General features: G+C 60.6%; 10 protein-coding genes and 2 tRNA genes. 10 read left to right on the plus strand and 2 right to left on the minus strand.

Features of this window, described 5'->3' with window-relative positions; all coding sequences use genetic code 11:
• Positions 1-2 precede the first annotated feature (2 nt).
• The 10 genes from NJC40_RS09050 (at position 3) to NJC40_RS09095 (ending at position 13,077) form a co-directional block, all read left to right on the plus strand.
• Positions 3-1,424, plus strand: a complete 1,422-nt coding sequence (locus NJC40_RS09050) for an N-acetylmuramoyl-L-alanine amidase (protein WP_045494167.1) — start codon at positions 3-5, stop codon at positions 1,422-1,424.
• Positions 1,421-3,391, plus strand: a complete 1,971-nt coding sequence (gene mutL / locus NJC40_RS09055; RefSeq protein ID WP_253140324.1) for a DNA mismatch repair endonuclease MutL — start codon at positions 1,421-1,423, stop codon at positions 3,389-3,391. The genes NJC40_RS09050 and mutL overlap by 4 nt, the downstream gene beginning before the upstream one ends.
• Positions 3,392-4,363: a tRNA (adenosine(37)-N6)-dimethylallyltransferase MiaA gene (miaA, locus tag NJC40_RS09060; RefSeq protein WP_045486821.1), complete on the plus strand. Its 972-nt coding sequence runs from the start codon at positions 3,392-3,394 to the stop codon at positions 4,361-4,363.
• A 91-nt stretch (positions 4,364-4,454) separates the two neighbouring features.
• Positions 4,455-4,712 carry an RNA chaperone Hfq gene (gene hfq, locus NJC40_RS09065; protein WP_045486823.1) on the plus strand — a complete coding sequence of 86 codons (258 nt, stop codon included), beginning with the start codon at positions 4,455-4,457 and terminating at the stop codon, positions 4,710-4,712.
• Positions 4,713-4,724: 12 nt separating this feature from the next.
• Positions 4,725-6,026 carry a ribosome rescue GTPase HflX gene (gene hflX, locus NJC40_RS09070; protein ID WP_045486825.1) on the plus strand — a complete coding sequence of 434 codons (1,302 nt, stop codon included), beginning with the start codon at positions 4,725-4,727 and terminating at the stop codon, positions 6,024-6,026.
• A gap of 96 nt (positions 6,027-6,122) precedes the next feature.
• A complete protein-coding gene (gene hflK / locus NJC40_RS09075) occupies positions 6,123-7,301 on the plus strand; it encodes an FtsH protease activity modulator HflK (RefSeq protein WP_045486827.1) in 1,179 nt (392 codons plus the stop codon).
• Positions 7,301-8,170, plus strand: coding sequence for a protease modulator HflC (gene hflC, locus NJC40_RS09080; protein WP_045486829.1), 870 nt, complete (start codon positions 7,301-7,303; stop codon positions 8,168-8,170). The genes hflK and hflC overlap by 1 nt, the downstream gene beginning before the upstream one ends.
• Positions 8,171-8,440: 270 nt before the next feature.
• Positions 8,441-9,628, plus strand: a complete 1,188-nt coding sequence (locus NJC40_RS09085; protein ID WP_045486831.1) for an ATP phosphoribosyltransferase regulatory subunit — start codon at positions 8,441-8,443, stop codon at positions 9,626-9,628.
• Between the two features lie 54 nt (positions 9,629-9,682).
• Positions 9,683-10,975: an adenylosuccinate synthase gene (locus tag NJC40_RS09090; RefSeq protein WP_045486833.1), complete on the plus strand. Its 1,293-nt coding sequence runs from the start codon at positions 9,683-9,685 to the stop codon at positions 10,973-10,975.
• Between the two features lie 167 nt (positions 10,976-11,142).
• Entirely contained in the window at positions 11,143-13,077 is a 1,935-nt protein-coding gene (locus NJC40_RS09095) for a methyl-accepting chemotaxis protein (protein WP_045486835.1), read from the plus strand.
• 193 nt (positions 13,078-13,270) lie between these two features.
• On the opposite strand, the gene NJC40_RS09100 is transcribed toward NJC40_RS09095, so the two are convergent.
• Positions 13,271-13,357 (minus strand) — tRNA-Leu (locus NJC40_RS09100).
• 65 nt (positions 13,358-13,422) lie between these two features.
• A tRNA-Leu gene (locus NJC40_RS09105) sits at positions 13,423-13,509 on the minus strand.
• Positions 13,510-13,580: the final 71 nt, after the last annotated feature.

A 13,580-nucleotide genomic window follows, 5' to 3' on the forward strand; every position in this document is an offset into this window, starting at 1 on the left:
ATATGCGCATGCGCGCGCCGCTGGCGGTGCTTGGTTTGCTGTTGATGGCCATGGCCGTCGATGTGTGGGCGGCCGCGACCCAGGTGCGCAGTGTCCGCCTGTGGCGCGCCCCGGACAACACCCGGCTGGTCTTTGACCTGTCGGGGCCGGTGCAGCACAGCGTATTCACGCTGACCGCTCCGGATCGGCTGGTGATCGACATCAATGGTGCGACCCTGAGCGGGCCATTGAACGTGGCGACCGCCAATACGCCGATTACCAGTGTGCGTTCGGCGCAGCGCACCCCTACGGATTTGCGCGTGGTCGTTGACCTGAACAAGGCTGTGACCCCCAAGAGTTTTACCCTGGCCCCTAACCAGCAGTACGGCAATCGTCTGGTGGTCGACCTGTTCGACAACGCCGCCGATGCCAACCCGCCGCCGAGCCTGCCGGAGACCACAGTGGCCACTGCGCCAGCGGTACCAATCAGCCCGGCCAAGCCCGATGTCAAGCTCACTCCGGTCCCAAGCGGCAAGCGCGACATCGTGGTGGTGATCGATGCCGGTCACGGCGGCGAAGACCCGGGAGCCTCGGGCGGCAAAGGGCAGATCGAGAAGCATGTGGTGCTGTCGATCGCCAAAGAGCTGCAGCGCCAGATCAGCGCGGAGAAGGGCTACCGGGCCGAGTTGACCCGCACTGGCGACTACTTCATTCCGCTGCGCAAGCGTACCGAGATCGCCCGCGCCAAAGGGGCTGACCTGTTCGTGTCGATTCACGCTGACGCCGCGCCGTCCAAGGCGGCGTTCGGCGCCTCGGTGTTCGCTTTGTCCGATCGCGGCGCAACATCGGAAACCGCACGCTGGCTGGCCGACAGTGAAAACCGTTCCGACCTGATTGGCGGTGCCGGTGCCGTGAGCCTTGACGACAAGGACCGAATGCTTGCCGGTGTGCTGCTTGACCTGTCGATGACCGCCTCGCTGTCGTCGAGCCTGAACGTCGGGCAAAAGGTCTTGAGCAGCATCGGCCGGATTACGCCGCTGCACAAATCCCGTGTCGAGCAAGCCGGCTTCATGGTGCTCAAGTCACCGGATATCCCGTCGATCCTGGTCGAAACCGGCTTTATCTCGAATGCCAACGAGGCCAGCAAGCTGACCACCACTTCGCACCAGCAGGCGCTGGCCCGTTCGATCAACGCCGGGGTCAAGCAGTTCTTCCAGCAGAACCCGCCGCAGGGCACCTACATCGCCTGGCTGCGTGATAACGGTAAACTGGCTCAGGGGCCGCGCAACCACGTCGTACGCTCCGGTGAAACCCTGGCCATGCTTGCTGCGCGCTATGAGATGAGCATGGCGACCCTGCGCAGTGCCAACGGGCTCAAGACTGACGATCTGCGCATTGGTCAGGACCTGCGAATCCCCAGCGTCGAGGTTGCCACCCAGCCATGACAGATCTGCTTGTCGACGACCAACCCGCACAGGACGCTGCAAGCGTTTCTCCTGCGGCGCGTATCCAGTTGCTCAGCCCGCGCCTTGCCAACCAGATTGCTGCCGGTGAGGTGGTCGAACGCCCGGCCTCGGTGGTCAAGGAACTGCTGGAGAACAGCCTGGATTCCGGTGCCCGGCGCATTGATGTCGATGTCGAGCAGGCCGGCGTCAAGCTGCTCAAGGTGCGTGATGACGGCCGAGGCATTGCGGCGGATGATCTGCCGCTGGCGCTGGCCCGCCACGCGACCAGCAAGATTCGCGAGCTCGAAGACCTTGAGCGGGTGATGAGCCTGGGCTTTCGTGGTGAGGCGCTGGCGTCGATCAGTTCGGTGTCGCGTCTGACCTTGACTTCCCGAACCCGGGACGCCGATCAGGCCTGGCAGGTCGAAACCGAAGGTCGTGAGATGAACTCCAGGGTTCAGCCATCGGCGCACCCGGTGGGGACATCGGTCGAAGTGCGTGACCTGTTTTTCAACACCCCGGCACGGCGCAAGTTTCTCAAGGCCGAAAAAACCGAATTCGATCATTTGCAGGAAGTCATCCGGCGTATGGCGCTGGCGCGTTTCGACGTGGCCTTCCACCTGCGCCACAACGGCAAAAGCGTCCTGAGCCTGCATGAAGCCCATGACGACACGGCCAAGGCGCGGCGTGTCGGGGCCATCTGTGGTCCGGGTTTTCTGGAGCAGGCGCTGCCGGTTGATATCGAGCGCAACGGCCTGCACCTGTGGGGCTGGGTCGGCTTGCCGACCTTTTCGCGCAGCCAGGCCGACCTGCAGTATTTTTTCGTCAATGGCCGTGCGGTGCGCGACAAGCTGGTTGCCCATGCGGTGCGGCAAGCCTATCGCGACGTGCTATTCAATGGTCGTCATCCGACCTTCGTGTTGTTTTTCGAGGTCGATCCGGCAGCAGTGGATGTCAACGTCCACCCGACCAAGCATGAAGTGCGTTTTCGTGACGGGCGCATGGTCCATGACTTCCTGTACGGCACCCTGCACCGGGCGCTGGGCGATGTAAGGCCGCAGGATCACCTGCCCGAGGCGCAACCCGAGGCACCGATCCAGCGGCCGAGCGGTCTGCAGGCTGGCGAGTTCGGGCCACAAGGCGAGATGAGCCTGGCTGCGCACGCGCTGGAGCGCCCGCAAGGCCAGGCTTATGGCGCGCCGGCAGGTGGCGCAGGGGCCGCTGGCGGCGGTTCTGGCGGTTACCAGTATCAGTACACGCCGCGGCCCAGTTCCAGCCTGCCGACTGCTGAGACCCAGAACGTCTACCGCGAATTCTATGCGCCACTGGTCGGCGCCGCGCCGGCGTCTGAGGTGGCGTCGCTGCCGGAGTCAAGCGGCGACATCCCGCCGCTGGGCTATGCCCTGGCGCAGCTCAAGGGGATCTACATCCTGGCCGAAAATGCCCATGGTCTGGTGCTGGTGGATATGCATGCCGCGCATGAGCGGATCATGTATGAACGCTTGAAGGTGGCGATGGCCCATGAAGGTCTCAGTGGTCAGCCGCTGTTGGTGCCTGAGTCGATTGCGGTCAGTCAGCGCGAAGCCGATTGCGCCGAGGAACACCTGGATACCTTCCGGCAGCTGGGCTTCGAATTACAGCGGCTGGGGCCGGAAAGCCTGGCGATCCGGCAGATTCCGGCGCTGCTCAAACAGGCCGAGGCCAATCGGCTGGTCAGCGACGTGCTGGCCGATCTGATGGAGTACGGCACCAGTGACCGGGTCCAGGCACACATGAACGAGTTGCTTGGCACCATGGCGTGCCACGGCGCGGTACGTGCCAACCGGCGGCTGGCGATCCCGGAAATGAACGGTTTGCTGCGTGACATGGAAAATACCGAGCGCAGTGGCCAATGCAACCACGGGCGGCCCACCTGGACCCAGATGGGCCTGGATGATCTGGACAAACTTTTCCTGCGCGGTCGTTGAATGAATGCTTTACCTGCGGCCATCTTTCTCATGGGGCCAACCGCTGCGGGCAAGACTGATCTTGCCATTGAACTCACCAGGGTCCTGCCTTGTGAACTGATCAGCGTCGACTCGGCACTGGTCTATCGCGGCATGGACATCGGCACGGCCAAGCCGTCGAAGGCGCAACTGGCCGAGTTTCCACACCGCTTGATTGACATTCTCGACCCCTCGCAAAGCTACTCGGCAGCCGATTTTCGCCGCGATGCTCTTGAGGCCATGGCTGAAATTACCGCGCGCGGCAATATTCCTTTGCTGGTCGGCGGCACTATGTTGTATTTCAAGGCTCTATTGGAGGGGCTGGCCGACATGCCGTCCGCCGATGCCGGGATACGCGCACAGCTTGAAGCCCAGGCGCAGGCTCACGGGTGGCAGGCGTTGCATGACCGGTTGGCCGAGGTGGATCCGGTGTCGGCGGCGCGTATTCATCCCAATGACCCGCAGCGGTTGATTCGCGCGCTGGAGGTTTATCTGGTCAGTGGAATGAGCATGACGGCGCACCGCGAGCAACAAATTGCGCAAAGTGCCGAAGGATCAGCATCGGGACAGGGACAATTGCCCTATACTGTCGCCAGTCTTGCGATAGCTCCGGCTGATCGCAAGGTATTGCATGACCGCATTGCCTTACGTTTTGTGCAAATGCTGGAACAGGGATTTCTGGACGAAGTACTGGCACTGCGCTCAAGAGGCGATCTGCACGCAGATCTGCCGTCCATCAGAGCCGTCGGTTATCGCCAGGTCTGGGATCATCTGGATGGCAAGCTTACACGTGAAGAGATGCAGGAACGCGGCATCATTGCCACGCGCCAGTTGGCCAAGAGGCAGTTCACCTGGCTACGCAGCTGGAAGAACCTGCACTGGCTTGACAGTCTGGATCGCGACAATCTGCCACGCACCTTGAAATACCTGGGATCGGTCTCCATATTGGACTGAGTCCCTGCAATGGCTGTCTATCCTTGGGGGGTGGCGGTCCAAGCCAATCGAATTCGTTTTACTATTATTGATCCTTAAAGGAGTGCGGCACATGTCAAAAGGGCATTCGCTACAAGACCCTTACTTGAATACCTTGCGCAAAGAGAAGGTCGGCGTTTCGATCTATCTGGTCAACGGTATCAAGCTGCAAGGTACGATCGAGTCGTTCGATCAGTTCGTCATTCTGCTGAAAAACACCGTCAGCCAGATGGTGTACAAGCATGCTATTTCCACTGTTGTTCCGGTCCGTCCAATCCGCCTGCCAAGTGCTACCGATGAAGCAGGTGATTCCGAGCCTGGTAACGCCTGATAGGAGCCTGCCTTGTTCTTTGAGCGCCACAGCGGTGGTGAGCGGGCGTTGCTCGTTCATCTGGAAGGTCAAGACCCTGAGGCGCGCGAAGATCCGCAGGAGTTTCAGGAGCTGGCTCTGTCGGCCGGCGCCGATACCGTCGCACTGGTCAACGTGCCACGGCATCGTCCATCGGCCAAATACCTGATCGGAACCGGCAAGGTCGAGGAACTTCGCGACCAGGTCCGCTCCGGTCATGTCGATCTGGTGATTTTCAATCACACCCTCACGCCCAGCCAGGAGCGTAACCTCGAACGTGTCTTTGAATGCCGGGTGCTCGATCGTACCGGGTTGATTCTCGACATCTTCGCCCAGCGTGCGCGTACCCATGAAGGCAAGCTGCAGGTTGAACTGGCCCAGCTTGAGCATATGAGTACCCGCCTGGTTCGCGGCTGGACTCACCTTGAGCGGCAAAAGGGTGGTATCGGGCTGCGCGGTCCTGGTGAGACCCAGCTCGAAACCGACCGTCGTCTGCTGCGGGTGCGCCTGCGGCAGATCAAGGGCCGTCTGGAGAAGGTGCGCAGCCAGCGCGATCAGGCGCGGCGCGGGCGCAAGCGGGCGGATATCCCTTCGGTTTCGCTGGTCGGCTATACCAACGCAGGCAAGTCGACGCTGTTCAATTCAGTGACCGATTCTGAGGTCTATGCGGCCGACCAGTTGTTCGCCACCCTCGATCCGACCCTGCGTCGTCTGCAGCTTGACGACCTGGGGCCGATTGTCCTGGCCGATACCGTGGGTTTCATTCGCCACCTTCCGCACAAACTGGTCGAGGCGTTTCGCGCCACGCTGGAAGAATCGAGCAATTCCGACCTGCTGCTGCATGTGATCGACGCCCATGAGCCTGAGCGCGATGCGCAGATCGAACAGGTCATGGCCGTGCTGGTCGAGATCGGCGCCCAGGACTTGCCGATACTTGAGGTGTATAACAAACTCGATCTGCTCGAGAATGTCGAGCCGCATATCCAGCGAACCCCTGATGGCAAGCCGGAGCGGGTCTGGCTGTCGGCTCGCGACGGTCGTGGTCTCGACCTGCTCAAGCAGGCGATCGCTGAGCTGTTGGGTGAAGATCTTTTTGTTGCAACCTTGCGTTTACCGCAGCGTTTTGCTCGACTGCGGGCAAGGTTCTTTGAAGTCGGCGCTGTGCAAAGCGAGGTGCACGATGAAGAAGGGGCCAGCTTGCTGGCTGTGCGTCTGCCACGTGTCGAACTCAATCGACTGGTGAGTCGCGAAGGATTGCAGCCGCTGGAGTTCATTGAGCAACACACTTTGCAATAAAAGCGCGGGAAAGCGATAGCACGCCTTTCCCGAGCATTCGGTAGCATGGGGCGGCGCGCCGAGGGCGCGTCTTTGCTTTATCAGATGGAGAGCGCTATGGCTTGGAATGAGCCGGGTGGCAACTCGAACAATCAGGATCCCTGGGGTGGCAACCGTCGTGGTGGCGATCGCAAGGGGCCGCCGGATCTCGACGAAGCCTTCCGCAAGCTGCAGGAAAGCCTGAATGGGTTGTTCGGCGGCGGTAAGAAACGCAGTGGTGATGGCAGTGGCGGCGGCAGCTCCAGCAAGGGCGGCGGCTTTGGCCTGCTGGGCATCGGCCTGTTCGTGGTCCTGGCCTTCTGGTTGTACAACGCCGTCTATGTTGTCGACGAGCAGGAGCAGGCCGTCGTCCTGCGGTTCGGCAAGTACTACGAGACTGTAGGTCCCGGCCTGAACATCTATTTCCCGCCGTTCGACCGCAAGTACATGGAAAACGTCACCCGCGAGCGCGCTTACAGCAAGCAGGGTCAGATGCTGACCGAAGACGAGAACATCGTCGAAGTGCCGTTGACCGTGCAATACCGGATTTCCAGCCTCCAGGACTTCGTGCTGAATGTGGATCAGCCTGAAGTGAGCCTGCAGCATGCCACCGAAAGTGCCCTTCGCCATGTCGTGGGCTCCACGGCCATGGATCAGGTACTGACCGAAGGTCGTGAGCTGATGGCCACCGAGATCAAGGAGCGTTTGCAGCGTTTCCTCGATACCTACCGTACCGGTATCACCATCACCCAGGTGAACGTGCAAAGCGCAGCGGCACCGCGTGAAGTGCAGGAAGCCTTCGATGATGTGATCCGTGCCCGTGAAGACGAGCAGCGTGCCCGCAACCAGGCCGAAGGCTACGCCAATGGCGTGATTCCTGAGGCGCGTGGTCAGGCCCAGCGCATCATCGAGAACGCCAACGGTTATCGCGATGAAGTGATTTCCAGGGCCAAGGGTGACAGCGAGCGCTTCACCAAGCTGGTAGCTGAGTACCGCAAGGCTCCTGAGATCACTCGCGAGCGTCTGTATCTGGAGACCATGCAGGAAGTGTTCAGCAATACCAGCAAAGTGCTGGTCACCGGTGACAAGGGGCAGAACAACCTGCTTTATCTGCCGCTGGACAAGATGGTCGAGAGCGGTCGCAGCAACAATACCGCGACGCCTGCCAGCAATAACGGCTCTGCCGTGAGTGCTGACAATGCTGCTCGCCCGGTCGATATCCAGCAGCGTGAAACGCGTACCAGGGAGAGCCGCTGATGAGCAATAAGTCACTGTTTGCGCTCATCGTGGGCGTGGTGCTGGCGGTTGTCGCCTGGAACAGCTTCTACATCGTTGCGCAGACCGAACGTGCGGTCCTGCTGCAATTCGGTCGGGTCGTACAGCCTGACGTACAGCCTGGCCTGCATGTGAAGGTTCCGTACGTCAATCAGGTGCGCAAGTTCGATGCGCGTCTGCTGACCCTTGATGCACCCACCCAGCGGTTCCTGACGCTGGAGAAAAAGGCCGTGATGGTCGATGCTTACGCCAAGTGGCGGGTCAAGGATGCCGAGCGCTTCTACACCGCGACCTCGGGCCTCAAGCAGATTGCCGACGAGCGGTTGTCGCGTCGTCTGGAGTCCGGTCTGCGTGACCAGTTCGGTAAGCGCACCCTGCATGAAGTGGTATCGGGTGAGCGTGACGCGCTGATGGCAGACATCACCGGCTCGCTGAACCGTATGGCGGAGAAAGAGCTGGGTATCGAAGTCCTTGACGTACGTGTCAAAGCCATCGACCTGCCCAAGGAAGTCAACCGCAGCGTGTTCGAGCGCATGAGCACCGAGCGTGAGCGTGAGGCTCGCGAGCATCGCGCCAAGGGTAACGAGCTGGCTGAAGGTATTCGTGCCGACGCTGATCGTCAGCGCCGTGTGCTGCTGGCTGAAGCCTATCGTGAGTCTGAAGAGACCCGTGGTGATGGTGATGCCCAGGCCGCTGCGATCTACGCCAAGGCCTATGGTCAGGATCAGGAGTTCTACGCGTTCTATCGCAGCCTGCTGGCCTATCGTGAAAGCTTTGCAAGCAAGAGTGACGTGCTGGTGCTGGACCCCAAGAGCGAGTTTTTCCGCTACCTGGAGAAAGCCAAGCCGTAATCCGCATCACCCCATTGGGCGGCAAATCTGTCTCATGGGGTGAACGTACGGTAAAACGTGTGTATCATGCGGCAGCCGGGAAATTCCCGGCTTTTTTGCGTCTGCATGTTTGATTGGCCGTTTGCCTGAGTGCAGGCGGCAGGATTTTTCAAGGAGAGTGGGTCCGAGGCCTGGTTTCGGGTGTTTGTCGTGCCCGTCGTATGGCGACCGCTCTCTGCTTCATTCAAGGCTTGCCCGAAGGCTGGCCGCCCGGATAAGGGGAAGGGCTTAATGGCAACGGTTGACCGCTGGCTGCTCCCGGATGGCATTGAAGAAGTGCTGCCACCCGATGCTGCACGCATTGAAGTCGCACGACGTCAGGTACTGGACCTGTTCCAGAGCTGGGGCTATGAATTCGTCGTCACTCCGCATATCGAATACCTTGAGTCGCTGTTGATCGGCGCCGGTTCCGATCTGGACCTGCGTACCTTCAAGGTGATCGATCCGCAGTCGGGGCGGCAGATGGGCTTTCGCGCCGACATCACGCCGCAGGTGGCGCGTATCGACGCCCACACCCTCAAGCGTGAAGGTCCGACACGTCTGTGCTACGCCGGTAGCGTGCTGCATGCCAAGCCGCGTGCATTGTCCAATTCGCGCAGCCCGATCCAGCTGGGTGCCGAGCTTTATGGCGATGCAAGCACCAGCAGTGACGTCGAAGTCATCAGTTTGATGCTGGCGATGCTGCAGCAGGCCGAAGTGCCGGATGTGCATATGGATCTGGGGCATGTCGGTATCTACCGCGGCCTGGCGCGTGCAGCCGGCTTGTCTGGCGAGGTCGAGCAGCAGTTGTTCGATGCACTGCAGCGCAAGGCCATCGACGAGGTCGTGAGCCTGACCACCGGTCTGCCTGCCAACCTGGCTTCCATGCTGCAGGCGCTGGTCGGGCTGTGCGGCGGCCGTGAGGTGCTGGCCGAGGCCCGTGAACGACTGGCGGGTGCGCCTGCACCGGTACTGGCGGCACTGGATGACCTGCTGGTGGTGGCCGAACGCCTGACCGCGCGCTTCCCGCAGTTGCCGCTGTATTTCGACCTGGGTGAGTTACGCGGTTATCACTACCACACCGGTGTTGTGTTTGCCGCGTTTGTGCCGGGTGTAGGCGAGTCGATTGCTCAGGGTGGCCGGTACGACGATATCGGTGCCGATTTCGGTCGTGCACGTCCGGCTACCGGCTTCTCGACCGATCTGAAAACCCTGGTCACTCTGGGGCAGGCCGAAATCGAAGTGCCGACCGGCGGTATCTGGGTGCCGGACAGTAATGATTCAGCGCTCTGGCAGTCCATCTGCCAGTTGCGCAAAGACGGGCAACGTGTCGTTCAGGCGTTGCCTGGGCAGCAGGTAAGCGCCGCGCGTGAAGCTGGCTGCGACCGGCAATTGATTCAGCATGGTGAGGGCTGGCAGGTAATGCCACTGGCCTCTTGAGTATTCCTGCCGGCTGCCGCCGGCACCAAGTTTGCGTGAATGAGGACGAGTGTTATGGGTAAGAATGTCGTAGTCCTGGGCACCCAGTGGGGTGATGAGGGCAAAGGCAAGATCGTCGATCTGCTGACCGAACATGCTGCCGCCGTAGTTCGCTATCAGGGCGGTCACAATGCTGGCCACACCCTGGTGATCGATGGTGAGAAGACCGTACTGCATCTGATTCCGTCCGGTGTACTGCGCGAAGGCGTACAGTGCCTGATCGGTAACGGTGTGGTCGTGGCGCCCGACGCGCTCATGCGCGAAATCGTCAAGCTCGAAGAAAAAGGCGTGCCGGTGCGTGAGCGCCTGCGTATCAGCCCTTCCTGCCCGCTGATCCTGTCTTACCACGTTGCGCTGGACCAGGCGCGCGAGAAGGCTCGTGGCGAGCTGAAGATCGGTACGACCGGTCGCGGTATTGGCCCGGCCTACGAAGACAAGGTTGCTCGTCGCGGCCTGCGTGTGGGCGACCTGTTCCATCGTGAGCGTTTCGCTGCCAAGCTGGGTGAGCTGCTGGATTACCATAACTTCCAGCTGGTCAATTACTACAAAGAGCCGGCTATCGACTTCCAGAAAACGCTGGACGAATGCATGGAATACGCCGAGCAGCTGCAACCGCTGATGCTCGATGTGACCGCCGAACTGCACGACCTGCGTCGCGCCGGCAAGGACATCATGTTCGAGGGTGCTCAGGGTTCGTTGCTCGACATCGACCACGGTACTTACCCGTATGTGACCAGTTCCAATACCACTGCTGGCGGTATCGCCACCGGCTCCGGTTTTGGTCCGCTGTACCTGGACTACATTCTGGGCATCACCAAGGCCTACACCACTCGCGTAGGTTCCGGTCCGTTCCCGACCGAACTGTTCGACGACACCGGTGCGTTCCTGGCCAAGCGTGGTCATGAATTCGGCTCCACCACTGGCCGCGCTCGTCGTTGCGGCTGGTTCGACGCCGTGATCCTGCGCCGTGCCATCGAAATCAACAGCATCTCGGGCCTGTGCCTGACCAAGCTGGACGTGCTCGACGGTCTGGAAACCATCAATATCTGCGTCGGTTACGAGAACGAAAACGGTGCGGTGATCGAAGCGCCGACCGATGCCGACAGCTATGTAGGCCTGCGTCCGGTATATGAGCAGTTGCCGGGCTGGAGCGAATCGACGCTGGGCGCCAAGACCCTTGCCGAGCTGCCGGCTGCTGCCCAGGCTTACATCAAGCGCATCGAAGAGCTGGTGGGTGCACCGATCGACATCATTTCGACCGGTCCTGACCGCAACGAGACGATCGTCCTGCGTCATCCGTTCGCCTGATCTGATCGCGCTACACGACAAAGGGTCGCATTTGCGATCCTTTGTCGTTTCTGGGCAGCTGAGTTGCTCATAAATGTGTTACTTGCTGTGGGCACGACTATTGCTGTAGAAACGTCAGAAAAGATGCTATCAGTTTGATGGCGTTTGTTGGTGGAAGGAGTTCCCCCGTGTCTGCTGTCCTTTCTCTGCTGCGTAGTCGTTTGTTGCGTCCTGTATTCATTGCTCTTGGTATTGCCCTTCTGGTGCAAGTGCTGGTCGCTGTTGCGCTGACACGCAGCACGGTGGCTGCGCTGGAGGCTGATCTTGCCCGCAGTCTGGGTGTGGATTCGCAACAGCTGTCGACTCAGTTGGAGCGTGCCAGTAACGAAGTTGCTTCCAGCCTGGAAGCGCTATCGACCAATACCCGCCAGCGTTTGAGTCAGGGCTTGTCCACTCGTTTGAAGGATGAGCAGGGGCAACTGCGTGCCACGCTGGAAAAGAACCTGCACGAGTCTGCCAATGACATGGCCGAATTGCTGGCGGCGGTTGCGCCGCGTGCCATGTGGGATAACGACACCCCGACCCTCTCCGAATTCGCCCGCCGGGCGCAGCGCAATCCCAACGTGTTGTTCGTCGTCTATGACGATGCGGCCGGTGAGCACCTGACTCGCTACCTGGATCGAGATAACGCCAAGATCAAGGCGCTGCTGGCCAAGGGGCAGGGCGAGCGGGCCATGGACAAGGTCCTGGATGCGGCGAAAACCGATCCGGGTGTGTATTACGTCGAAGCATCGATCAGCCCCAATGGCGTCGAGATCGGCAAGGTGCGCATGGGGGTTTCTACCAGTGCGGTGGAAGAAAACCTGACTGCGCTGGACAAGCGCTTCTCGGGCCTCATCAGCAGTAGCGAGCAACTGGTTTCAGAGAGCCTGGCCAGTGCTTCGGCAGGCAGTTCGACGGCGCTGCGCAGCCGCTTGCAGGAGGCACACAACACTGCCGACACCATGGCGGGCAATACCCGGCTGGCGGTGCAGCAAGCAGCTGAATCACTGCGCTGGAGGATTGGTCTGAGCCTGGCGCTGGTCGGGTTGGGTGTGCTGCTGTTGGTGGCTGTGGTGCTTGGGCGGCGGGTGGTCAGCAAACTGCGCTTGCTGATTGCGGCCCTGAATGACCTGGCAGCGGGTGAGGGTGATTTGACCAAGCGGGTCAAGCTCGACAGCGATGACGAAATTGGCGATATGTCAGCAGCGGTCAACCGGTTTGTTGACAAGCTGCAGCCAATCGTGCGTGAGGCGGGTGAGGTGGCCCAGCGTACCGGTGTCGAAATCGGCGTGATGAGCGAGCGCAATGCCGGTGCTGATGCGGCAGCCGGGCGGCAGCGTGACGAAGTCGCCGCCAGCTTGCAGGCGCTGGAGCGTATGGCCGATGAGGCGCAGAACGAAAGCCAGGTGATGCAGAGTGCGTTGCAGCAAGTGGTGGGAATCAAGCAGGCGACCGATGAAACCACGCGCACTGCCAACCAGGTGGGCGGTCTGATCGAGGCGCTGGCCGGGCAGGTCGAGACCGGTGCTCAGGTGATTGAGCGTCTGGCCCAGCAGAGTCAGCAGATCGAAGTGGTGCTTGAGGTGATTCACGGGATTGCCGAGCAGACCAACCTGTTGGCCCTGAACGCGGCGATTGAAGCGGCGCGGGCCGGTGAAACCGGACGTGGTTTTGCTGTGGTGGCGGACGAGGTACGGGCGCTGGCCAGCAAGACTCAAAGCTCCACAGGCGATATTCAGGAACATATCGTGGCGTTGCAGCGCGGCGCCAAGGAGGCGGTGGCGGCAATTGATCAGGCCGGCCGGCAGGCCAAAGAGGGGTTGGCGGTGTTGCGTGACAGTTCCAGGTTGCAGCAGTCGGTGCAGGAGTCGGTCGAGCAGGTGCATGCGGCCATTGGTCTGGCAACTCAGGCCGCTGTGCATCAGGCGCAAGGTGCGCAGGCGGTGCGTGGTCGGGTCGAGGTGATCCATGCCCAGGCGGAGCGCGCAGCGCAGGCGGTATCGGAAACCACTGCCAGTGGTAAAGTGCTGAGTGGTCTGGCGGCGCAGCTCAAGGCGAGCCTGGGGCAGTTCCGGGCTTGAGTGTTCAGGTGTGGTTGCGGTCTGATGGTAGGAGCGACCTTGGTCGCGAAGGCGGCTTGCCAGGCGGCACGTATGTTGCGCCTGGACTGGCCCTTTCGCGAGCGAGCTCGCTCCTACATGCATACGGCTCAATTGCGTTAAAGCAAACCCCAGAAAGCACAAAACCGAGCCAGTGGCTCGGTTTTGTTTGAATTGGTGCCCAGGAGAAGACTCGAACTTCCACGACCGTAAGGTCACCAGCACCTGAAGCTGGCGTGTCTACCAATTTCACCACCTGGGCGGATATTACATTTGCAGCGTTTGCTTTTTCAGCTACATCCAAGACATTATCTTGAACGTTTGAATTGGTGCCCAGGAGAAGACTCGAACTTCCACGGCCGTAAGGCCACCAGCACCTGAAGCTGGCGTGTCTACCAATTTCACCACCTGGGCAACTCGTTGCATTTGGCTTTAATTTCGTTTGAAATCAAAGCTTGTCACAACTCAACGTAGGCTGTGCCGTC

Origin of the sequence: Pseudomonas sp. 21LCFQ02, assembly GCF_024129895.2 — a bacterium.
GTDB lineage: Bacteria > Pseudomonadota > Gammaproteobacteria > Pseudomonadales > Pseudomonadaceae > Aquipseudomonas.